The organism is Serratia marcescens subsp. marcescens ATCC 13880, assembly GCF_017299535.1.
In the GTDB taxonomy this organism is placed as follows: Bacteria; Pseudomonadota; Gammaproteobacteria; order Enterobacterales; family Enterobacteriaceae; genus Serratia; species Serratia marcescens.
Genome location: NZ_CP071238.1, coordinates 409213 through 431928, shown reverse-complemented (window position 1 = coordinate 431928; position 22716 = coordinate 409213). Strand labels below are relative to the sequence as shown.

The following is a 22716-nucleotide window of genomic DNA, read 5'->3' as shown; positions in this document are numbered from 1 at the left end:
CAATAGGGCGCGAATTCTACGCAAAAAAGCAGCGCATGACAAGAGCAGAATAAGATCAGAACAAGAAAAAAGAAGAAAAAAAGCGCAGTTTCTTTCGTGGCGTTTATCTGAACCGTTTTTCAAGTACAATCATAGGGACAGTTACCGCCATGTACCGATGTGAGCAGCGATCTCAACGCGGTGAAGAGAAACACAGCTGAAAAAAACACAATGAACCTAGAGCAAATTACCGAGTTAACCGCGCAAGATATGGCGGCCGTGAACGCAACAATTCTCGAACAGCTGAATTCCGATGTCACGCTCATCAATCAGCTTGGCTATTACATTATCAGCGGTGGCGGTAAGCGCATCCGGCCGATGATCGCCGTCCTGGCGGCGCGGGCGTTGGGCTACGAAGGCAACAAGCACGTCACCGTCGCCGCCCTGATCGAATTCATTCATACCGCCACGCTGCTGCATGACGACGTCGTCGACGAATCGGACATGCGCCGCGGCAAAGCCACCGCCAACGCGGCGTTCGGCAACGCCGCCAGCGTGCTGGTCGGCGACTTTATCTATACCCGCGCCTTCCAGATGATGACCAGCCTGGAATCCCTGCGCGTGCTGGCACTGATGTCGGAGGCGGTCAACGTCATCGCCGAAGGTGAAGTGCTGCAGTTGATGAACGTGCACGATCCCGACATCAGCGAAGAAAGTTATATGCGGGTGATCTACAGCAAAACCGCCCGTCTGTTTGAAGCGGCGGCGCAATCGTCGGCGATCCTGTCCGGCGCCAGCGCTGAGCAAGAACAGGCGCTGCAAGATTATGGCCGCTACCTCGGCACCGCTTTCCAGCTGATCGACGATCTGCTCGACTACAGCGCCGACGGCAGCACCCTGGGCAAAAACACCGGCGACGATCTGAACGAAGGGAAACCGACCCTGCCGCTGCTGCACGCGATGCACAACGGCGACGACGCCCAGCGTGACATGATCCGCGGCGCGATTGAGCAAGGCAATGGCCGTCACCTGTTGGAGCCGGTGCTGCAGGCGATGCAGCAATGCGGTTCGCTGGAATACACCCGCAAACGCGCCGAGGAAGAAGCCGACAAGGCGATCGCCGCGCTGCAGGTCTTGCCGGCATCAGAGCACCGAACAGCGCTGGAGGGCCTGGCCCATTTGGCGGTACAACGCGACTTTTAAGAAATCGTGTTTCTAAATGTGTTCATCAGGCCCGCCCACGCGGGCCTGCTTAGGTATTGCTCTCTTCGTCGATACGCGCCAGCAGGCCGCCGATCCCTTCCCGCATCAGGAAAGCCACCATTCTCTCGCGCTCGCTCTCCGTCAAATGGTAGTAATACTCGATCCAGACCGCCAACGGATCCTGGCGCTCTACGTCATATGCCGCCCCGTCTTCCTTCAGCGCCAGCAGGTTACGCACGCCTGGAGGCAGGCTGTCGATATGGTACTCCAACGCTTTTCCCTGCACGCCTTTACGCCTGCGGCTGATCCAGCCTTCGCGTCGGGCCATCAGATTGATTCCCTGTGGTGAGGAGGGTAATCCTGCGATGCCTGTCAGTTCCTTGGCGGCAAACCACTCGTTTTTCATAGCCATCATCTCTGGGCAATAGTGGGCAATGTCGTTTTTTGGAAATTACCTGGGTATTTTTTAGGAAATTTAATGGTATTCTTATTTCCGAATAAGCGTTTCACGTTGTTCAAACGCTTAACCATGACCCGTTAGTTATACCACTAACGCAACTTTGGCTAATCAGAAAAGGAATGTAAACATGAATTCAAGGAACCCAGATTGGCATCCGGCAGATATCATCGCGGCGCTACGCAAGCAGGGCACCACGCTGGCGGCAGTGTCGCGCAAGGCCGGATTAAGCTCATCGACGCTGGCCAATGCGCTGTCGCGCCCGTGGCCGAAGGGGGAATGGCTGATCGCCGAAGCGATAGGCATCCACCCTTCGGAGATCTGGCCAAGCCGCTATTACGATCCGCACAGCGATTGCCTGCTGGATCGCAAAGCACGTATCAAATCGTGAACGCGGAGCAAAAAAAAACCGCCGGAACAGCGTCCGGCGGCGTTTATCGGCTGACTATCGGTGTCGATCAGTTATTGATGAACTTCTCGCCCAGTTCGATATCTTTATGCAGCACGTCCAGCATCTCGTTCAGCGCTTTCTGCTCGAAGGCGCTCAGGGTGCCGATATCTTTGCGTTCTTCAACGCCGTTTTTGCCCAGCACCAGCGGCTGCGCGAAGAAGCGAGCGTATTTGCCGTCGCCTTCAACGTAAGCGCATTCCACAACGCCTTTCTCGCCCTGCAGCGCACGCACCAGAGACAGACCGAAACGGGCGGCCGCCTGACCCATGGACAGCGTTGCAGATCCGCCGCCGGCTTTGGCTTCTACCACTTCGGTACCGGCATTCTGAATGCGTTTGGTCAGATCCGCCACTTCCTGCTCGGTGAAGCTCACGCCAGGGATCTGCGACAGCAGAGGCAGGATGGTCACGCCAGAGTGGCCGCCGATCACCGGCACGTTCAATTCTTCCGGCTGCTTGCCTTTCAGCTCGGCCACGAAGGTGTTGGAACGGATGATATCCAGCGAAGTCACGCCGAACAGTTTGTTCTTGTCGTAAACGCCGGCTTTTTTCAGCACTTCCGCCGCGATGGCAACCGTGGTGTTAACCGGGTTGGTGATGATGCCGATGCAGGCTTTCGGGCAGGTTTTCGCCACTTGCTCAATCAGATTACGCACGATGCCGGCGTTAACGTTGAACAGGTCAGAGCGATCCATGCCAGGCTTACGGGCCACGCCGGCGGAAATCAGCACCACGTCCGCGCCGTGCAGAGCCGGAGTCGCGTCTTCGCCGCTGAAGCCTTTGATTTTAACTGCGGTTGGGATGTGGCTTAAGTCGACGGCAACGCCTGGGGTAACGGGGGCAATGTCGTAGAGAGAGAGTTCAGAACCTGAAGGAAGCTGGGTTTTGAGTAGAAGGGCGAGGGCCTGGCCGATACCGCCAGCAGCACCGAGAACTGCAACTTTCATCCTATACTCCTTTATTATCTTAAATATATAAAGCGCCGTGAATGTGTTGGTTACGGACCTTAAGTTATTACACCTTTCAAAACAATAAATTAGCCAATTCTTGCCTGCAGGTGTAATAAAACGGCCGCTGTCGCGCCCATTTTAGATTAAATCGCTTACGCATGAAGGGCATAGCGCACACTAATCAAAAATAGTGCGAGGTTATTCACGAGCAAGTTAACCGGCCGTTACATTACACCCTTACGCAACATCAGAACAACATCATTTTAATAACATTTTATTTACCACTGCAGGCCGATTTTCCGTCGCCAAAAGGGCATATTCATCGCGGCCGGATTTTGTTAAAATGCCGCCCTTTCCTCGCCGTCCGGTCATTTTTATTTTCTTTGGGGCGGCCTTTGTTGCATAAAAATTCATCTATATGCATAATCATGGCTTCCACTATCAACATTCCACGGTGCAAAATGCGTAATCCCGCAAAACAGGAAGATCTGATCAAGACGTTCAAAGCGTTATTGAAAGAAGAAAAATTCAGTTCTCAAGGCGAGATCGTTTTGGCGCTGCAAGAAGAAGGCTTCGAAAACATTAACCAATCCAAAGTATCGCGCATGCTGACCAAGTTCGGCGCGGTACGTACGCGCAATGCCAAAATGGAAATGGTGTATTGCCTTCCTGCCGAACTCGGCGTGCCGACCACCACCAGCCCATTGAAGAATCTGGTGCTCGACGTCGACCATAACGATGCCGTCGTGGTGATCCACACCAGCCCGGGCGCCGCGCAGCTGATCGCCCGCCTGCTCGACTCACTGGGTAAATCCCAGGGTATCCTCGGCACAATTGCCGGCGACGACACGATTTTCGTCACCCCGTCCAGCGGCTTTACCGCTCAGAAGCTGCATGAAGCGATCCTGGGCGTGTTCGAGCAAGAGCTGTGAAACCTGGCGCTAACAAAGTGCGGCTGTAAACCGCATTTTGTTAGCGCTTCTTTAACCCTCGCGTTACCTTCCCAGCCTTCAACCGCGTTTAACACTGCTTTTTTATCCCGCAACAACACATTTCCATGACATATCCATGTAACCAGCAGTACCCACTGTGATCTTCCGCACTTTTGGTCAAAATCACTTACCTTATTGAAATTACATAAATTTAACATCAAAAGATCGTTTTATGAGCGTTTTTTATTCCTTATGGTTATAAAAAATAAGGATCATGAGGTTAAAGTTTCACTAGAAACTGTTAGCGAACTATTAATTTTTCGCGTTACTAGCTGTATACTCATTTTCGTGAACTGAATCACAGTTCGTTGGAACTGATAAAAGAATACGATGAGGTGAGATGATGAAAATTAAAGCTACCGTTGCAACCCTGAGCGTTCTGTCCATGCTTTCCTTTGGTGCATTCGCAGCACAATCTGTTGATGCTACCCAGGCCGCAAAACTGCAGCCCGCCGGTGTGATCACCGTGAGCGGCGTCGCCGCTGCGCCTTCCGACATTCGCCAGGCGCTGTCCGACAAAGCTGACGCCAAAGGGGCGACCGCTTACCGCGTAATCGAAGCGCGCAACGACGGCAACTTCCACGCGACCGCTGAAATCTACAAATAAGTAACGGCATTACCCGGCAACGGGCAATACCTCTCTGGAATCAAACGCTGTCATAACGGCCTTCAAGAATAAAAATCGCTGCCAAGCCCTTCCAGGCTGTTATGAACAAGGATCGCTATCATGAACATGAAAACTACTCTTGCTGCACTCGGTTTGCTGTCCGTCATCTCCTTCGGCGCATCTGCCGCCCAGTTGGTGACTAACGATCAGACCGCCAATCTGCAATCTATCGGCACCATTACCGTCAGCGGTATCGACGGCGCGCCGACCGATATTCGCCAGGCGTTGTCGGAGAAAGCCGACGCGAAAGGCGCGACCGCCTACCGCGTGATCGAAGCCCGTAACGAAGGCAACTACCACGCCACCGCCGAGATTTACAAATAACAACTCTGGGAACGGCTTTGCAGAGCTGATTACCCTCGTCACTGCCACTGCCGAGTTCTGACGCAAACGCCGATTTCCCAGAGACCCTCTCGTCGTCCTATCCGACGAACCCCGTTGCCCTCGCTCGCGAGGGCTTTTTTATGGGCGTAAAAAAGGCCGCGAATGCGGCCCTTAGATTGGCTTATGCGGCTGAACGATCAGTAGGTCACCTTCGGTTCCTGCTTTTTCGCCAACGCGTCCAGCAAGCGATCGTGAATGCCGCCGAAACCGCCGTTGCTCATCACCAGAATGTGGTCGCCCGGCTGCGCGGTTTTCACCACCATCTCCACCAGCGTATCGAGATCCGCGCTCCAATGCGCCGGCTGCACGCAGGCATCCGCCACTTCCGCGACCTGCCACGGAATGTGGTGCGGCTGGAACAGGAACACTTCGTCGGCGCGGCCGAGCGAAGGCGCCAGATCGTTTTTGCTGATGCCCATTTTCATGGTGTTGGATCGCGGCTCCAGCACCGCCAGAATGCGCGCCGTGCCGCCGACCTTGCCGCGCAGCGCGGCCAGAGTGGCCAGGATCGCCGTCGGGTGGTGCGCGAAGTCGTCGTAAACCGTGACGCCGTTGGCTTCGCCACGCAACTCCAGGCGGCGGCGGGCGTTGATGAAATCGCCCAACGCGCGGCAGGCGTCCGCTGGCTGCACGCCGACGTGACGGGTCGCGGCGATGGCCATCAGGCCGTTATGCATGTTGTGCTCGCCCACCAGCGCCCAGTTCACTTCGCCGACCTGCTCGCCGTCGAGGAACACCGCGTAATGGCTGGCGTCCGGCGTCAGCTTCTGCGCGCGCCAGGCGCCCTCTTCGCCCACCAGCTCCTGTTCGCTCCAGCAGCCCATCGCCATCACCTGCTTCAGGTGGCTGTCGTTGTCCGGCAGGATGATCTTGCCTTTGCCCGGCACCAGGCGCACCAGGTGGTGGAACTGTTTCTGGATGGCTTTCAGATCGTCGAAGATATCGGCGTGGTCGAACTCCAGGTTGTTCATGATCAGCGTGCGCGGGCTGTAGTGCACGAACTTGGAGCGCTTGTCGAAGAACGCGCAGTCATACTCGTCGGCCTCGATCACGAAGAACGGGCTACCGCCGAGGCGAGCCGAGACGTCGAAGTTGCCCGGCACGCCGCCGATGACGAAGCCGGGCTGGTAGCCGCAGGCTTCGAGGATCCAGGTCGCCATGCCGGCGGTGGTGGTTTTGCCGTGGGTGCCGGCGACCGCCAGTACCCAGCGATCGCGCAACACGGCATCGTGCAGCCACTGCGGGCCGGAAACGTAAGGGATACCGCGCTCCAGCACCGCCTCCACGCACGGGTTGCCGCGCGTCATGGCGTTGCCGATGATCACCAGATCCGGCGCCGGATCCAGCTGGGCGGGATCATAACCCTGAATCAGATCGATCCCCTGGTTCTCCAGCAGCGTGCTCATCGGCGGATAGACGTTGGCGTCCGAACCGGTGACGTCATGCCCCAGTGAGCGCGCCAGCATCGCCAGCCCGCCCATAAAGGTGCCACAGATCCCAAGAATGTGAATGCGCATAGGTTTCTCATGTGAGTGCATCGAATGTCGGCATATTCTAACGCTCAGAATCGTCCAGAAGAAATGGATTTGCCTATGAATGGCGCGCATCTTTGGGCTACACTGCTCGCGAAAACGTTGGCGGTTTGTTAACAGGCCGCTATCCATCCGTAGATTCAGGGATTGTGTCATGAAAACGTTAGGCGAATTTATCGTCGAGAAACAGCACGACTTCTCGCACGCCACCGGCGAGCTGACCGCGTTACTTTCTGCCATTAAACTGGGCGCCAAAATCATCCACCGCGACATCAACAAGGCCGGCCTGGTTGATATTCTGGGGACCAGCGGGGTGTCCAACGTACAGGGCGAAGTTCAGATGAAACTGGACCTGTACGCGAACGAAAAACTGAAAGCGGCGTTGAAAGCGCGTGGTGAAGTTGCGGGTATCGCTTCCGAAGAAGAAGATGAAATCGTGATATTCGACGGCGAGCGAGCTGAAAATGCCAAGTATGTCGTATTGATGGATCCGTTGGACGGTTCGTCCAACATCGATGTCAACGTCTCGGTCGGTACGATTTTCTCTATCTATCGTCGCATCACGCCGGTCGGCACGCCAGTGACCGAAGAAGACTTCCTGCAGCCGGGCAGCGCCCAGGTCGCAGCGGGTTACGTGGTTTACGGCTCGTCCACCATGCTGGTGTACACCACCGGTTACGGCGTCCACGCCTTCACGTACGATCCGTCTCTGGGCGTGTTCTGTCTCTCTCACGAGAAAGTGCGCTTCCCGGCGAGCGGCAACATGTATTCCATCAACGAAGGCAACTACATCAAGTTCCCTCTCGGCGTGAAGAAATACATCAAGTACTGCCAGGAGCAGGATGAAGCGACGCAGCGCCCTTACACCTCGCGCTACATCGGTTCTCTGGTGGCGGACTTCCACCGCAACCTGCTGAAAGGCGGCATCTACATCTACCCAAGCACCGCCAGCCACCCGCAAGGCAAGCTGCGCCTGCTGTACGAATGCAACCCGATGGCGTTCCTGGCCGAACAGGCCGGCGGCAAGGCCAGCGACGGCAAAAATCGCATTCTGGACATCACGCCGGTGAAACTGCACCAGCGCGCGCCATTCTTCGTCGGCACCAAGTCGATGGTGGAAGACGCAGAACGCTTCATCGCCGAAAACCCGGACGAGTAACGCGTTTCTGGCAAGGGTTCGGCGCCACGCCGAACCCTTATCGCCTTACAGCTTGAACGCCGCCATGCTCTGCGCCAGCAGCTGAGCCTGATCTTCCAGCGAGCGCGTCGCCGCCGCCGACTCTTCCACCAGCGCCGCATTCTGCTGCGCCACCTGATCCATCTGCGCCACCGCCAGGTTCACCTGTTCGATACCGCTGCTTTGTTCCCGCGTCGCCGCCGAGATCTCACGCATCAACGCCGTCACCCGGCCCACTTCACCGGTGATACCGCTCATGGTCTGCGCCGCCGACTCCACCATCTGCTCGCCTTCCTGCACCCGGTTCTGCGACGCTTCGATCAACCCTTTGATCTCTTTCGCCGACTGGGCGCTGCGCTGCGCCAGATTGCGCACTTCGCCGGCCACCACCGCGAAACCGCGGCCCTGTTCGCCGGCGCGCGCCGCTTCCACCGCTGCGTTCAACGCCAGGATATTGGTCTGGAAGGCGATGCCGTCCATCACGCTGATGATGTCGGCGATGCGGCGCGAGCTGTCGGTGATCGCCTGCATCTTGCTCATGACCTGACTGACCACGTCGCTGCCCTGGTTGGCGATATCGGACACGCTCAGCGCCAGTTGATTGGCCTGCTCGCAGTTCTCGGCGTTCATTTTCACCGTCGAAGTCAGCTGTTCCATGCTGGCGGCGGTCTCTTCCAGCGACGCGGCCGACTCTTCGGTACGCTGCGCCAGATGCAGGTTGCCGGCCGCCAGTTCGCGCGAACCGGTGTCGATCTGGCTGCTGGCGTCACGCACTTTGCTGACCGAACTGGCCAACGCCTGCTGCATGCGCTGCATCGCCCGCACCAGGCGGCCCATCTCGGTATCGCCCTCACCACGGATCTCATGGGTCAGATCGCCGCCGGCGATGTGTTCCAACTGCGCGATGGACTCGTCCAACGGGCGCAAAATGATCACGCGCAGCGCGAACCAGGCCAGCACCGCCAGCAGCACGCTGAGCAGGCCCGCCACCACGATCAACGAGATCTTGGTGCTGGCGTTGTTTTCCGCGTCATACACCTGCTTTTCGCCGAGCTTCATGGCGAAGCTGCGGAAATCGCTGAGATCCTTTTCAAACGCGATGCTCAACGCAGAGATGCGGGTCTCCTGAATATGGTAATACTCATCGATTTTACCGGCCTTGATGGCGGCGGCCATCGGCTTCACGCCCTGCTCGAGGTAGGCGCGATAGCTGTTTTGCAGACGATTGGAGAGTTCGCGGCCGCGCTCGGTCACGGTGCCGACGCCGACAAAGCGCGCCATTTCCTTGTTCGACTGCTCGAGGTAGCCGTAAATGCGGCCCACGGTGGCGTCAGCGATATCGATCTGGCCGATCTCCCGTTGGCGCACCGCCAGCGAGGCGGCGGTGCGGGCGCGCAGCGTCAGGTTGGAGCTGTTGGCCAGCGAGCCCAGCTCTTCGCCGAGGATCTGGTTTAAAGTATGGATCGAGCGCGATCCTTCGTTAATCGCATTGACGCCAATAACGCTGACCATGATCAGCAGCATGGTCATCAGGCTCAGCAGGGCGATCAGCCCAGCCTTCACCGTAATCTTTTTTAGCATGAGTTCTTCCCGGCTTCAGAATAGTGAGATCAGACGTAGTAGGGGTGGCAAAACGCGGAGCCAGCTTTGCTGGCTCATTATTGTTTGTTGAAGTTATCGGCAGGCGGAGACAAAACTTCATGCCGCGGCGGGATTAATCTGGAAATTATCCCTGCGCCGGCACGCGGGGTTTTCGACGATGAAAAGGGCAGGAAATCGCAAAAGAGTCCGCTATAATAGCCGCCACTCCATTTCTGGTTTGATGATTAAAGGAAACCGACATGAGCTTGAATCTGGTCCCTGCTGGCAAAGACCTGCCGGAAGACATCTACGTAGTAATCGAAATCCCGGCCAACGCCGATCCAATCAAATACGAAATCGACAAAGAAACCGGCGCGCTGTTCGTTGACCGTTTCATGTCCACCGCGATGTTCTACCCGTGCAACTACGGCTACATCAACCACACTCTGTCTCTGGACGGTGATCCGGTTGACGTGCTGGTCCCAACCCCATACCCGCTGCAGCCGGGCTCCGTGATCCGCTGCCGTCCGGTTGGCGTGCTGAAGATGACCGACGAAGCCGGTGAAGACGCCAAGCTGGTTGCGGTACCGCACAGCAAGCTGACCAAAGAGTACGATCACGTGAAAGACGTGAACGACCTGCCGGAACTGCTGAAAGCCCAGATCGCTCACTTCTTCGAGCACTACAAAGATCTTGAAAAAGGCAAATGGGTGAAAGTGGAAGGCTGGGCAGACGCTGCCGCGGCTAAAGCGGAAATCATCGCCTCCTTCGAACGCGCTGCCAAGAAGTAATTTTCGCCGCCGTCCGATGAAAAAACACCGCTCATTGAGCGGTGTTTTTTTATTACTGATCTTCGAGGCGTTTCAGCCAGTCACCGCTGGTAATTCGCGGGTAACCGTCCACGCTGTGTTTATACAGGTAGATCCACGCACTCCCATAAGGCGTCTGAATCAGCTCGCGCTTATAGTCCTTGGTGTTGCTTTTCAGTTCGTCCAGCTCTGCCAGAATCGATGAGTTAATACGATACACTTCGCAATGTATCGTGCCCTCTCCAGGGATCGCCGCCGGGTAGTGGCCCAGATTATAAATCTGATAGCCTTCGAGCTCGTGCTCGCCGAGCCATTGGGCGTTGGTCATCCAATGGCTGTTTCCCTGTTTGCGCCGTAAACTGCCGTAGACAATTATTCGCATCGCTAAAACTCAAACTGATAGAGCAAATCTAATGCCTGGTCGAGACCAGACACCGCTTCAAGATACAACTTAGGCATCAGGCGATAACGCAACGTCAGCGTGGCCAGCGAGTCGAAAATGCCCACCCCATATTTTACTTGTAAGCCTGGGAGGACATAGCCGCTCACGACAACCTGGGAATTGTCGCCAACCCCTTGGGTGTCCAGAGCCAAATTACTCACGCCGAATGCCTCGCCGATTTTACCCACAAGTTGACCACTTTGTGCAACCCCCATGCCGATTAACATCGACGTCATGGCGTTGCCGTCGGCGCCGGAGCTGTTCAAGCCCTGGCCGCGCAGCAGATAAGACAGGGCTTCCTGTTGCGATTTGGCCGGATCGGAGAACACTTCCAGCTTCGGCGCATCCGCCAGGCCGGTCACGCGCACGCCGGCGGTCACGTCGTCCTCGGTGGATTCCGGGTTGCGGATCGCTTCGATATTGAGCAGCGGCTGATCCGGCGGGCCGGAGAACATCAGTTGCCCTTTACGCACGATCAAATCCTGACCATAAGCATGGAAGCGACCGGAAGGGATGTCAATCTGGCCGTTGAGGCCCAGCCCTTTCTTGTCCTGCACCACTTTCAAATCGCCCTTCAAGCGGGCTTTCAGGCCAAAGGCGTCCAGCCGCACGTCGTTGCCGACGTGGATCATCAGGTTGCTGTTGATCGGGATCGAGGCGGTCTTCGGTTGAATCGGCTTCAGCTGATCGTCCAGCATGACTTCGTCGGAAGAGACGCCCACCGCGCTTTCCGGCAGCTCCTGCACCGTGATGCGCGCCCAGGGAATGTCGACCTTGCCATTGAGCGAGAACAGCTGCGGCGTGGCTTCGAACACCAGATCCGGCGATACGTCGATGCGGATCATCGGCGGCACCGTCACCCGCAGCTTGTCACCCTTGGCGGCAATGCGCGCGCGCCAGGCGTTGATGTCACGCCAGTCGGCATCGCCCGCCAGATTCAGCTGGCCGCGCGTGGTGCTGAGCAGCCCTTCCAGCGTCGAGGTCATGCCGTTGAAATTCACCGCCAGCCGCGCGTCGGTCATATCGAACGGCATCCAGTGCCCCTGCACCTTCGCCCGATCCAACGCCAGACGCCCGAACACCAGCGGCTTCTGCGCGCTGCCGCCCAGACGCAGGTTGGCGTTCAGCATGCCCGCCGCGCTTTCCCCCTTCATCAGCGCCGGGTTGATCAGCGCCAGCGAGATGTTGGTGATATTGACGTTGCCGCTGATGGTGCGCCGCACCTGCGGATCCGCCACCTGGATATTGCCGTCGAACTGGCCGTTGTTGGTCAGTTTGATCCGCCAGTCGGCCTGCGCGCGGCCGTTGTTCAAGCCGGCGTTGAGGGCCAGCGTATCGAAGGCGATCGGCAACGCGTTGCCCTGCACCTGCTGCACCACCTTGACGCCGTTGCCGGCGAGCGTGACTTTCGCCTCCGGCAGCGCGCCGCCCGGCTTCCAGCTGACGTCGGCCCGGCCGGTGAACACGCCGCTCAGGGCGGTTTCCGGGCCAAGGAACGGCTTGATCATCGCCAGATCGAACCGGTTGAGCACCACGCTGGCCTGGCCGCTCTGGCCGGCTTCAATGGTCTTTGGCACGCACAGCTCGGCGTTCGGGTTCTGCCAACAGTGCGGCCCGACGCTGATTTTCTGCTCGGCGTTCAGGTAGTCCAGCGCGATGGCGCGCGTCAGGCGCCACTCCCCTACCGGCGTATCGAAGCGGGTATTGTTCAAATTGCCGCGCCAGCGCTGCTGCTGACGATCGAAGCTGCCCTGCAGCGCCAGCTGGCCGGAGACCGGTTTGCCGTCGATCTTCAACTGCAGTTGGTGCTGCTTCTCGCTGCCCTTGGCGTCGAGGGTCAGCAGGCTGACCTCCAGCGCGTCCTGCTTCAGCTGCTCGACACGTACCGCCAACTGCCCCTGAATCTGATCCGTGGAGCGCACGTCGCCGTCGATCTTCACGCGGTTGATGCGCAGCGCCTGCCACTGCAAGCCGGAAGCGGTCAAATCCGCCAGCAGCTGCGGCGCCTGCAGATTGCCGCGCAGTTTCAACAGCCCTTTGGCGGTGCCGCCGAGGCCCGGCAGCGCGCCGTCCAGACGCGGCGCGTCGATGTTGGCGTCCAGGTTCCAGCTCTTCTCGTCCAGCTGCCCTTTGACGTTCAGCTGGTTGCGCCCCAGCGTCAGATCGATACCGGGGATTTTCCACTGCCCGGCGGCGTTACCGCTCAGCGTGCCGCGCGCCGTGACCTTATTCTGCTTCACGTTGCCGTCCAGCTGCAGCACCGGCACCTGCAGCTGCCAGCTGCCGCCGTGCAGGCTGCCGCGCGTGGTGATCTTGCCATCCAGCTTCGCCGGCCATTCCGGCCACTGCTTGGCGGTATTGATGCCGCTCAGCGTCAATTGCGAGGTCCAGCTGATGGCCTTGCTCCAGTCCACCAGCGCGGTGAGATCGGTATTGCCCTGCAGCGCCGCCAGCCGCAGGCGCTCCAGCTTGAACTGCTCGACGTTGCCTTTGCCGTCCAGCGTCAGCACCGCCGGCGGCAGATCCTGGCCTTTCAGATTGGCGCGCGTCGACAGCGCGTAATCGGTCGCCTTGCCGTTAAAGCGCAGGCGGAAATCGTTGACCTGGTACTGCGCCTCGCCGCTCAGCGGCCATTTCAGCTGTTTGCTCTGCAGCGTCAGCGCCAGCGGCAGGCCGGCTTCGGCCAGCCGAGTTTGCACATCGAGCTGGGCGCCGACCGGGCCGGACAGGTTCAGCGCGACCTTCAGCTCGTCGCGCAACCCGCCGCCGATGTTCAGCTTCACCTTCTCACCCTTCAGCGGGTCAATGTTCAACGCGCTGTTGGCGGTCAGCGCCACCGGCCAGTCGCCGGTCAGGGTCGCCTGCCCCTGCACCGACAGCGTGCCCTGCGGCGACTTCACGTCGAAATTGTCCAGCTGGATATGCTGATCCTGCGTGCTGGCCTGCAGCAACAGGCTCGTGATCAGCACGTCGGTATCGCCGGTCAAGCGCAGCTGTTCGCCGCTGATCTCTTTCACGGTGATATCCAGCGGCAGGCGGATGTCCGGCAGATCCGGCAACAGCGGTTTGGCGAACAGTTCTTTCAGCGTTTCGCCGAGCGGCTTCTCTTCCGGCTGCGGCGCCGGTTTCGCCGCGTCGGTGACCTGCTCGCCGACCTTTTTCGCCACCTCGACCGCCGGTTGCACCGCTTCCGGCAACGGATTTTGCGGCGTTTTCGGCAAGGCGATCAGCAACGAGCCGATCTTGGTCGGCATCAGCGTCAGCGCGCGCTCTTGCCACTGCGCGCCGGTGCGGAACTCGGCCAGAGAGATGGCGGTATCGTCGACGGTGACCTTGACGTTATTCAGCGCCAACAGGCGCAGGGTGATCGGATAAGGGGTGCTGAGATTGGTGGTCGGCTCACTGCTCTCCTCCACCGGCGCGGAGGGCGCCATCTCTTTGGTGTTCACCGCCACGTCCACGTCCTGAGCGGTCAAGGCGTTAACGCACAGCGAACTGCGTTTAAAGCAGGAGAGATCGAGGGACAGATGGAACTGCCCGGCGTTGACCGTCACGCCCGGCATCTGATACTTCACGCCCTTCAGCGTCAGATCGCGCCAGCCGCCGCTGACGCCGGCGATCTCCAGCCCCGGCACCCAGCGCGCCGCGCCGTTGATGACCATATGCAAACCGGTGGTGGTCCCCACCAGGAAGGCCAGGCCGCCGATCAGCAACAGCAGGACGACCAGAAATCCAAGGCAAATCTTTTTAATCAGGCTCATAGTTCAGGCCCCAAACCGATGTAGAACTGCATCCCGTGGGTGTCCTTGTCCCCCACGGGCGCGGCGATATCCAGCTTCACCGGCCCCACCGGCGACTGCCAGCGCACGCCTACGCCGGCGCCGGTCTTGAAGTTGCTCTGCTTGATATCGTTCACCGCTTCACCGGAATCGACGAACATCGCCCCCCACCATTTGCCGGTCACGTTGTATTGGTACTCCAGCGAGCCGGTCAGCATCTTGGAGGCGCCGGTCAGCTTGCCGTCGTCGCCGCGCGGCGAAATGTCTTTGTACTTGTAGCCGCGAATGCTGCGGTCACCGCCGGCGAAGAAACGCAGATCCGGCGGCACCTTGTCGAAGTCGTTGGTTTCGATCCAGCCCACCTGCCCGCGCGCCACGAAACGGTGCTTGTCGGCCAGAGTGCGGATCCAGACGTTCTGCGCCTGCATCAGCGCGAAGTCCACGCCGGAGCCCCAGGAGGTGTCGGATACGTCGATGGAATAGCGCTGGCTGTCGCCCCAGGTCGGCATCAGCCCGCCGCGCGAACGGGTGCGGTTGAAGCTGACGCCGGGGTACAGCAGCATAGTGGTATTGCTGACGTTGCCCTGGGTAAAGTTATCCCAGCGCCAGGTCAGGTTGATCGCCCGCTGCCAGCCGCTGGAGAGATCCCAGTTGCGCGAGGCCACCACTTTGGAGGTCACGGATTTGGTGTCGTTAAGATCGACGTTCTTGAGCCCGCCCTGCAGCAGGTAATACTGCTCCAGCGGATTCTTCAGCAACGGGATCTTATAGGTCAGATCCAGCTGCTGCTCCGGCGCCGACACGCTGGCGCTGGTTTCCAGGCTATGCCCGCGATCGTTGAGCCAGGGCTTTTTCCAGGTGCCTTTCACCCGCGGGCCGACGTCGGTGGAATAACCGATACCGGTTTCGACGGTGTTGCGCGTGCGCGGCGTCACCAGCGCGTCCAACGGCAAAATCTTGTTCTCTTTGGCATCGTTGAAATCAGGGGACACCACCACCGAGTTAAACCAGTTGGTGGCGGACAAACGGCGATTCAGCTCGGCCAAATCCTCCGAACTGTAGTAATCCCCCTGATGAAAGGGCACCAGATTTTGCAGATAGTCTTCGCGAATTTGCGAACCGGTGAATTTCACCTTGCCGAAGCGGTAACGTTCGCCGCTGTTGAAATCGATATCCCAAAACGCCTTGTGCAGATCTTCGGCCACGCCGAGCTGGCTTTTGGTCATATCGGCGTCGAAGTAGCCTTTGCGCAGCGCCAGGCCGGTCAGCGAGCCTTTGAAACTGTCATACTTGCCGTGGTTGAGGATCTCGCCGATGGTCGGCCGCCCCTTCTTTACCAGCGTCAGGTAGTCCTCATCGGTCTTTGCGCCGCCCTCCAGCACGATGTTGGCGCCGGCGATGCGCACCGGCTCGCCCGGATTGACCTTGGCGTGCAACACCGGGCGCGACATCCCCGGCCGATCGTCCAGCGTAAACTCGATGGTCGGCTGGTAATAGCCGAGCGCGCGCAGCCCCTGGCGCACCGCCTCATCCACCCGCGCGCGGAAGCGGCCGTCGGTGCCAACCTCTTCAGGCGTGATCGACGACAGCCGCACCCGGACGTTTTTTTCCAACTCTCCGCTTAACCCCTCCACCTGCAACCGCACGTTGGCCGCATAGGCTGCAGGTGCCGCAAGCAACACAGATATCAAGCACATGACCGGGTACTTTGGCACGTGTTCTCCTTATTGATTTTACTGTCCTGTTATGGTGTTCGCTCCGGGGCCAGGGCAGACTCCGCGCTATCATGACGGCAGCCCTCTTCAACCTTATTCCGGACGCCGCCCGCCGCGCTTTGCCACCGCCGCGCAACAGGCGAATTCTTCACTTTTGGCGCTCAAAATACTGCGTTAAGCTTATACAAAATCCAACTTGCCGCTTATTGTGGGCAAAGACGCGGTGAGATACAACCGAACCACCGCCATGTAGGGTCAATTCTTACTGTGACAACAGGAGTCAACCGTGGTGCCATTTTTTGATAAATCACAAACCGTCGATAAGGCAAGCGCGCTGCCTGGCCGCACCACGCCAATGCCTGTCGCAACGCTCAACGTGGTCACCGAGCACTCGATGACCCAGGTGCCGGCAGGCATGGACGTGGCGATCTTCGCCATGGGCTGTTTCTGGGGCGTTGAGCGTCTGTTCTGGCAACAGCCGGGCGTCTACAGCACCGCCGCCGGCTACAGCGGCGGCTATACGCCGAACCCGACCTACCGCGAAGTGTGCAGCGGCCAGACCGGCCACGCCGAAGTGGTGCGCGTGGTGTTCGATCCGCAGATCGTCAGCTACAAACAGCTGCTGCAGCTGTTCTGGGAAAATCACGATCCGGCGCAGGGCATGCGCCAGGGCGGCGACATCGGCACGCAGTACCGCTCGGCGATTTATACGCTGAGCCCAGAGCAGCAGGCCGAGGCGGAAAGCAGCCTGCAACGCTTCCAGCAGGCGATGGACGCGGCGGGCGACAAGCGCGTCATCACCACCGAGATCGCGCCGGCGCTGCCGTTCTATTACGCGGAAGACGATCACCAACAGTACCTGTACAAGAACCCGGAAGGCTACTGCGGGCTGGGCGGCATCGGCGTTTGCCTGCCGCCGCAGGGCTGATTTGATGCCGGCCGGCGGCACTTTTTTAACCGCTGGCGGCCCCTGTGGGGCAACTGCTATACTATGCGGGCCGCTTCTGCGGCCCGATAGCTTCCCTTCTGGTTGTTATCGCTGCTTTTTTTACTATGTACTACCCTTCCTCAAGAGCGCCGTCATCCCGTCGGCACGTATGGATAGATTATGTTAAACAGTATTTTACTGATTCTTTTTCTGATCGCGGTGAGTGCGTTCTTCTCACTGTCGGAAATCTCTCTGGCCGCCTCGCGCAAGATCAAACTGAAGCTGATGGCTGACGAAGGTAACGTCAACGCCGCCAGAGTGCTCAAGCTGCAAGAAACCCCTGGCATCTTCTTCACCGTGGTGCAGATCGGCCTGAACGCCGTAGCCATCCTCGGCGGTATCGTGGGCGACGCGGCTTTCTCTCCCACCTTCAAGGTGTTGTTCGATCGTTTCCTGTCGCCCGAATTGGCGGAACAGGTCAGCTTCATCTGCTCTTTCGTGCTGGTGACCAGCTTGTTTATCCTGTTCGCCGATTTGACCCCGAAGCGCATCGGTATGATTGCACCAGAGACGGTCGCCGTCCGGATCATCAACCCGATGCGTTTCTCCATCATGATCTTCCGCCCGCTGGTGTGGTTCTTCAACGGCATGGCCAACCTGATCTTCCGCATGTTCAAGCTGCCGATGGTGCGTAAGGACGACATCACCTCCGATGACATCTACGCGGTGGTGGAAGCCGGCGCCCTGGCGGGCGTGCTGCGCAAGCAGGAGCATGAGCTGATTGAAAACGTGTTCGAACTGGAATCGCGCACCGTGCCGTCTTCGATGACCTCGCGCGAAAGCGTGGTGTACTTCGATCTGCGCGAAAGCGAAGAGAGCATCAAGGAGAAGGTCTCGACCCATCCGCATTCCAAGTTCCTGGTGTGCGACGGCCATATCGATCAGGTGGTGGGTTACGTCGATTCCAAAGACCTGCTGAACCGCGTGCTGGGCAACCAGAGCCTGGTGCTGAGCAGCGGCGTGCAGATCCGCTCGGCGCTGATCGTGCCGGATACGCTGACGCTGTCCGAAGCGCTGGAAAGCTTCAAAACCGCCGGCGAAGACTTCGCGGTAATCCTCAATGAATATGCGTTGGTGGTGGGCATCATCACGCTTAACGACGTGATGACCACGCTGATGGGCGATCTGGTCGGCCAGGGCCAGGAAGAGCAGATCGTGGCGCGCGACGAAAGCTCATGGCTGATTGAAGGCGGCACGCCGATCGACGACGTGATGCGCGTGCTGGACATCGATGAGTTCCCTCAGGCGGGCAACTACGAGACCATCGGCGGCTTTATGATGTATATGCTGCGCAAGATCCCGAAACGCACCGACTTCGTCAAATACGCCGGCTACAAGTTCGAAGTGGTGGATATCGACAGCTACAAGATAGACCAGCTGCTGGTCACCCGACTGAGCGACAAACCGGCGGCGGTGCTGCCGAAAGCGCCGGACGACGCGCCTGCGGCCTGACGGCGGTAAGACAAAAACATCAGCGGCCCCATCGGGGCCGCATTTTTTTACCGCTGTCAGCGAGGTGTTCACCCCATCTCGGTCTGCAACAGCAGCACCTGACGGTTCACTTCAGACATCACGCTGAAATGGCGCTTGTCGCGAATCTTCGGCGGCAGGATTTTCCCCTCGTCGAATTCAAATGCGCCCACGTCCTTGATATACAGCCTTCCGCGAAACAGGGTCTTAACGTACTTTGCCACTTTCAAAGGGTTATAACGCTGGAAGATTCTCATTCTTTTACGCTCCTCCCGTTGATCCATGCGCTCAGCGAGCCGCCAAAGGTGGCAGCCTCGAAATTCAGAACGCAACTTGATTGCATGTAGTAGACCCAGTAAAGACCAGAACGTTCACTTCTGCCCGGATTTCTACGCTGGATTTACACTTTTTGACAGAATTGTATATGATAATTTATAACGTTTTCAGGATATCCCTTCAAAATCTGATGATTAGCGAACCAAGGGAAAATCTGCGATCCGGTTAACAGGACAGACCTCTTATCACATCCTATGCTTTAGGCTGTCGAAGTGCTGTCGCACAAATTCCCCCCATTACAAGGAGAAAGCATGAAAACAAGTCGCATGCTGATGGTATCCCTGCTGCTCGCCCCGCTTTTCGCTTCCGCGCACAACTTCCAGCTCCAGCAGCGCGTGGCGCCGGTCGGCGTCAGCGACAAAGGAGAGCTCAATTACGCTGACGGTAATTTTAGCTACCAAAACTGGAACAGCGCGCAGCTCAGTGGAAAAGTGCGAGTGATACAACATATTGCCGGCCGCAGCTCCGCCAAAGACATGAACGACCCACTGATTGAAGCGATCAAGAAAGCGAAGCTACCACACGATCGTTACCAAACGACGACAATCGTCAACACCGACGATGCCCTGATGGGCACGGCGATGTTCGTGCGCAGCAGCATTGAAGACAGCAAGAAGGAGTTTCCATGGTCGCAGTTTATCGTCGACAGCGACGGCAACGTGCGCAAAGCCTGGGATCTGCAGCCGAAAGGCTCCGCCATCGTGGTGCTGGATAAGCAAGGGCGCATCCAGTTCGCCAAAGACGGCGCGCTGACGCCGGAAGAGGTGCAGCAGGTGATGTCCAAACTGCACCAGTTGTTGGCGAACTAACTCAGAACAGCGACACCCGGAAGCCGGGGTTGAGGAAAGATTCACGCGGGGTATAGAGCAATGGCTTACCCTGCCAATCGTGAATTTGCGCCCCGGCGGCCACCGCCACTGCATGCCCTGCGGCGGTATCCCAAATGTTGGTCGGCCCGAAGCGCGGATAGAGCTGCGCCTTGCCTTCCGCCACCAGACAGAACTTCAGCGAGGAACCGACTGACACGGTCTGGTGCTCGCCCAGCTGCTGCAAATAATCTTTCAGTTCGTCGTCGATATGCGAGCGGCTCACCACCACCAGCGGCGGATGCGCGTTGCTGACGCCGATCGCCTGCCGCACGCCCTTCTCTTCTTTCCAGGCCTTGCCGCGCTCCGCCAGATACAACACGTCGATCGCCGGGGCGTACACCACCCCCATCACCGCCTGCCCGTCTTCAATCAGGGCGATATTGACCGTGAACTCGCCGTTGCGGTGCAAAAACTCTTTGGTGCCATCCAGCGGATCGACCAGCCAGTAACGCGTCCAGCTGCGGCGCTCTTCCCACGCCGGCGGATCCTCTTCCGACAGCAGCGGCACCTCGGGCGTCAGCGCCGCCAGGCCGCGCTTGATGATGTGATGCGCCGCCAGATCGGCCGCCGTCACCGGTGAATCATCTTTTTTCTGCGCGACATCAAGCGGTTGTTCACCGTCGTACACCGCCATGATCGCCGCCCCCGCCTCGCGGGACAGTTGGCAAATTCGCTCTAACATCATGCACCTCAACTCCGCATCTCCGTGGGAAATTTCCCCCTGTCTCTGCTAGCAGACTAGTTTTTTTTACGCCGAATATCCATCTCAACCGCCTAAGCCCCGGGAATTCCTCAGTTCTTGTTGAGCACAACTGTGAACTTCCCCGCGTTACCCGCCGCCGTTTTCTGCCACACTTCACAGTTTGCTGTGGCAAGCAATGTTAATTACATTTCCCTCTGCGATAACACTCGAATAATGGAATGGAGAGCCCCCCAAATGATGAAGCATCCACTGACGCTGTCCGCGCTTGCGCTGCTGGTGTGCGCCTCCGCGCAAGCGGCCACCGTCGATCTGCGCGTGCTGGAAACCACCGATCTGCACAGCAATATGATGGACTTCGATTACTACAAGGACACGCCGACCGACAAGTTCGGCCTGGTGCGCACCGCCAGCCTGATCCAACAGGCGCGCCAGCAGGCCGCCAACGCGGTGTTGGTGGACAACGGCGACATCATTCAGGGCAGCCCGCTCGGCGATTACATGGCGGCCAAGGGGCTGAAACCGGGCGACGTGCACCCGGTCTATAAGGCGATGAACACGCTGGACTACGTCGTCGGCAACATCGGCAACCATGAGTTCAACTATGGGCTGGACTACCTGAAGAACGCCATCGCCGGCGCCAAATTCCCGTATATCAACGCCAACGTCATCGACGCCAAAACGCAAAAACCGCTGTTCACGCCGTACATCATCGTCGATACGCCGGTGAAAGACCGCGACGGCAAGGCGCATACGCTGCGCATCGGCTACATCGGCTTCGTGCCGCCGCAGATCCTGGTGTGGGACAAGGCCAACCTGCAGGGCAAAGTGACGGTGGACGACATCACCGCCACCGCCAAGCGCTACGTGCCGCAGATGCGTAAAGAGGGCGCCGATCTGGTGGTGGCGATCCCGCATTCCGGGCTGTCCAGCGAGCCTTACAAGGCGATGGCGGAAAACTCGGTCTATTACCTCAGCCAGGTGCCGGGCATCGACGCCATCATGTTCGGCCACGCTCATGCGGTGTTCCCGAGCAAGGACTTTGCCAACATCAAAGGCGCGGATATCGACAAAGGTCTGCTGAACGGCGTGCCGGCGGTGATGCCGGGACAATGGGGCGATCATCTCGGCGTGGTCGACCTGCAGCTCAACAACGATGGCGGCAGCTGGAAAGTGACCGCCGCCAACGCGGAAGCGCGGCCGATCTACGACAAAGAGAACAAGAAATCGCTGGCGGCGGAAGATGCCGCGCTGGTGAAGGTATTGGCGGACGATCACAAAGGCACGCGCGAGTTCGTCAGCCAGCCGATCGGTAAATCCGACGGCAACATGTACAGCTACCTGGCGCTGGTGCAGGACGATCCGACGGTGCAAATCGTCAACAATGCGCAGAAAGCCTACGTCGAACATTACATCCAGGGCGATCCGGATCTGGCCGATCTGCCGGTGCTGTCGGCGGCGGCGCCGTTCAAGGTCGGCGGCCGCAAGAACGATCCCGCCAGCTTCGTCGAAGTGGAAAAAGGCCAGCTCACCTTCCGCAACGCCGCCGATCTCTATCTCTACCCCAATACGTTGGTGGTGGTGAAGGCGAGCGGCAAAGAGGTGAAAGAGTGGCTGGAGTGCTCCGCCGGCCAGTTCAACCAGATCGACGTCAACAGCGCCAAGCCGCAGGGCTTGATCAACTGGGACGGCTTCCGCACCTATAACTTCGACGTGATCGACGGCGTCAACTACCAGATCGACGTCAGTCAGCCGGCGCGCTACGACGGCGAATGCCAACTGATCAACGACAAGGCGGAGCGTATCAAGCAGCTGACCTTCAACGGCAAGCCGATCGATCTGAACGCCACCTTCCTGGTCGCCACCAACAACTACCGCGCCTACGGCGGCAAGTTTGCCGGCACCGGCGACAAACATATCGCCTTCGCTTCGCCGGATGAAAACCGCTCGGTGCTGGCGGCCTACATCAGCGCCGAAACTCAGCGGCATGGCGCGGTGCGCCCGCAGGCGGACAACAACTGGCGTTTGGCGAACTTCAGCAGCCAGCAACCGCTGGATATCCGCTTCGAGACCTCGCCTTCGGACAAAGCGACAAGGTTTGTCAAAGCGCACGCCCAATATCCGATGAGCGCCGCAGGCAGCGACAGCATCGGCTTCGCGGTTTATCGCATCGATTTAAGCGGTAAGTGACGCGGTTTTTGGCCGGCGCGCCCGGCCATTCATCGCTCGCCTGCGC

The 22716-nt window shown here is 58.7% G+C and carries 20 protein-coding genes; 11 read left to right on the top strand and 9 right to left on the bottom strand.

The window, feature by feature from the left end:
• Window positions 1-210: 210 nt before the first annotated feature.
• The gene (gene ispB, locus J0F90_RS02000; protein WP_016929331.1) at window positions 211-1182 is read left to right on the top strand and encodes an octaprenyl diphosphate synthase; all 972 of its coding nucleotides are present in this window, start codon (window positions 211-213) and stop codon (window positions 1180-1182) included.
• A gap of 49 nt (window positions 1183-1231) precedes the next feature.
• Here the strand turns inward: ispB and J0F90_RS01995 are convergent, their stop codons facing one another.
• Window positions 1232-1588, bottom strand: a complete 357-nt coding sequence (locus J0F90_RS01995) for a DNA-binding protein (protein WP_028127572.1) — start codon at window positions 1586-1588, stop codon at window positions 1232-1234.
• Window positions 1589-1769: 181 nt separating this feature from the next.
• On the opposite strand from J0F90_RS01995, the gene J0F90_RS01990 reads away from it, so the two are divergent.
• Window positions 1770-2030, top strand: a complete 261-nt coding sequence (locus tag J0F90_RS01990) for a helix-turn-helix domain-containing protein (RefSeq protein ID WP_004933567.1) — start codon at window positions 1770-1772, stop codon at window positions 2028-2030.
• A gap of 67 nt (window positions 2031-2097) precedes the next feature.
• Here J0F90_RS01990 and mdh read toward each other — a convergent pair whose 3' ends face one another.
• Window positions 2098-3036, bottom strand: coding sequence for a malate dehydrogenase (mdh, locus tag J0F90_RS01985; RefSeq protein ID WP_028127571.1), 939 nt, complete (start codon window positions 3034-3036; stop codon window positions 2098-2100).
• Between the two features lie 464 nt (window positions 3037-3500).
• Between mdh and argR the strand changes: the two genes are divergently transcribed.
• From argR to yhcN (J0F90_RS01970), 3 genes are all read left to right on the top strand, one after another.
• On the top strand, window positions 3501-3971 hold the full coding sequence (gene argR / locus J0F90_RS01980) for a transcriptional regulator ArgR (RefSeq protein ID WP_016929335.1): 471 nt from the start codon (window positions 3501-3503) through the stop codon (window positions 3969-3971).
• Window positions 3972-4374: 403 nt separating this feature from the next.
• The gene (gene yhcN, locus J0F90_RS01975; RefSeq protein ID WP_004933574.1) at window positions 4375-4638 is read left to right on the top strand and encodes a peroxide/acid stress response protein YhcN; all 264 of its coding nucleotides are present in this window, start codon (window positions 4375-4377) and stop codon (window positions 4636-4638) included.
• Between the two features lie 120 nt (window positions 4639-4758).
• Window positions 4759-5022: a peroxide/acid stress response protein YhcN gene (gene yhcN / locus J0F90_RS01970; protein ID WP_025305042.1), complete on the top strand. Its 264-nt coding sequence runs from the start codon at window positions 4759-4761 to the stop codon at window positions 5020-5022.
• A gap of 197 nt (window positions 5023-5219) precedes the next feature.
• Here yhcN (J0F90_RS01970) and mpl read toward each other — a convergent pair whose 3' ends face one another.
• Window positions 5220-6599: a UDP-N-acetylmuramate:L-alanyl-gamma-D-glutamyl-meso-diaminopimelate ligase gene (gene mpl / locus J0F90_RS01965; protein ID WP_016929338.1), complete on the bottom strand. Its 1380-nt coding sequence runs from the start codon at window positions 6597-6599 to the stop codon at window positions 5220-5222.
• 169 nt (window positions 6600-6768) lie between these two features.
• On the opposite strand from mpl, the gene fbp reads away from it, so the two are divergent.
• The gene (gene fbp, locus J0F90_RS01960; protein WP_004933587.1) at window positions 6769-7773 is read left to right on the top strand and encodes a class 1 fructose-bisphosphatase; all 1005 of its coding nucleotides are present in this window, start codon (window positions 6769-6771) and stop codon (window positions 7771-7773) included.
• A gap of 45 nt (window positions 7774-7818) precedes the next feature.
• Here the strand turns inward: fbp and J0F90_RS01955 are convergent, their stop codons facing one another.
• Window positions 7819-9372, bottom strand: a complete 1554-nt coding sequence (locus J0F90_RS01955; protein ID WP_033638907.1) for a methyl-accepting chemotaxis protein — start codon at window positions 9370-9372, stop codon at window positions 7819-7821.
• Between the two features lie 260 nt (window positions 9373-9632).
• On the opposite strand from J0F90_RS01955, the gene ppa reads away from it, so the two are divergent.
• The gene (gene ppa / locus J0F90_RS01950; protein ID WP_004933594.1) at window positions 9633-10163 is read left to right on the top strand and encodes an inorganic diphosphatase; all 531 of its coding nucleotides are present in this window, start codon (window positions 9633-9635) and stop codon (window positions 10161-10163) included.
• Window positions 10164-10215: 52 nt separating this feature from the next.
• On the opposite strand, the gene J0F90_RS01945 is transcribed toward ppa, so the two are convergent.
• The 3 genes from J0F90_RS01945 to tamA are packed head-to-tail and all read right to left on the bottom strand — an operon-like array spanning window position 10216 to window position 16099.
• Window positions 10216-10563: a gamma-glutamylcyclotransferase family protein gene (locus tag J0F90_RS01945; RefSeq protein WP_004933596.1), complete on the bottom strand. Its 348-nt coding sequence runs from the start codon at window positions 10561-10563 to the stop codon at window positions 10216-10218.
• Window positions 10564-10565: 2 nt separating this feature from the next.
• A complete protein-coding gene (gene tamB, locus J0F90_RS01940) occupies window positions 10566-14384 on the bottom strand; it encodes an autotransporter assembly complex protein TamB (RefSeq protein ID WP_033638908.1) in 3819 nt (1272 codons plus the stop codon).
• Window positions 14381-16099 carry an autotransporter assembly complex protein TamA gene (tamA, locus tag J0F90_RS01935; protein WP_249339672.1) on the bottom strand — a complete coding sequence of 573 codons (1719 nt, stop codon included), beginning with the start codon at window positions 16097-16099 and terminating at the stop codon, window positions 14381-14383. The genes tamB and tamA overlap by 4 nt, the downstream gene beginning before the upstream one ends.
• 307 nt (window positions 16100-16406) lie before the next feature.
• On the opposite strand from tamA, the gene msrA reads away from it, so the two are divergent.
• A complete protein-coding gene (gene msrA / locus J0F90_RS01930) occupies window positions 16407-17045 on the top strand; it encodes a peptide-methionine (S)-S-oxide reductase MsrA (protein ID WP_103086418.1) in 639 nt (212 codons plus the stop codon).
• Window positions 17046-17225: 180 nt separating this feature from the next.
• The gene (gene paeA, locus J0F90_RS01925) at window positions 17226-18557 is read left to right on the top strand and encodes a polyamine export protein PaeA (RefSeq protein WP_016929344.1); all 1332 of its coding nucleotides are present in this window, start codon (window positions 17226-17228) and stop codon (window positions 18555-18557) included.
• A 68-nt stretch (window positions 18558-18625) separates the two neighbouring features.
• Here paeA and J0F90_RS01920 read toward each other — a convergent pair whose 3' ends face one another.
• A complete protein-coding gene (locus tag J0F90_RS01920) occupies window positions 18626-18832 on the bottom strand; it encodes a DUF1107 domain-containing protein (RefSeq protein ID WP_004933604.1) in 207 nt (68 codons plus the stop codon).
• Between the two features lie 330 nt (window positions 18833-19162).
• Between J0F90_RS01920 and J0F90_RS01915 the strand changes: the two genes are divergently transcribed.
• The gene (locus tag J0F90_RS01915) at window positions 19163-19720 is read left to right on the top strand and encodes a YtfJ family protein (protein ID WP_025159587.1); all 558 of its coding nucleotides are present in this window, start codon (window positions 19163-19165) and stop codon (window positions 19718-19720) included.
• Between the two features lies 1 nt (window position 19721).
• Here the strand turns inward: J0F90_RS01915 and cysQ are convergent, their stop codons facing one another.
• Window positions 19722-20462: a 3'(2'),5'-bisphosphate nucleotidase CysQ gene (gene cysQ, locus J0F90_RS01910; RefSeq protein ID WP_004933611.1), complete on the bottom strand. Its 741-nt coding sequence runs from the start codon at window positions 20460-20462 to the stop codon at window positions 19722-19724.
• A gap of 255 nt (window positions 20463-20717) precedes the next feature.
• On the opposite strand from cysQ, the gene J0F90_RS01905 reads away from it, so the two are divergent.
• The gene (locus J0F90_RS01905; protein WP_033638910.1) at window positions 20718-22670 is read left to right on the top strand and encodes a bifunctional 2',3'-cyclic-nucleotide 2'-phosphodiesterase/3'-nucleotidase; all 1953 of its coding nucleotides are present in this window, start codon (window positions 20718-20720) and stop codon (window positions 22668-22670) included.
• Window positions 22671-22716: the final 46 nt, after the last annotated feature.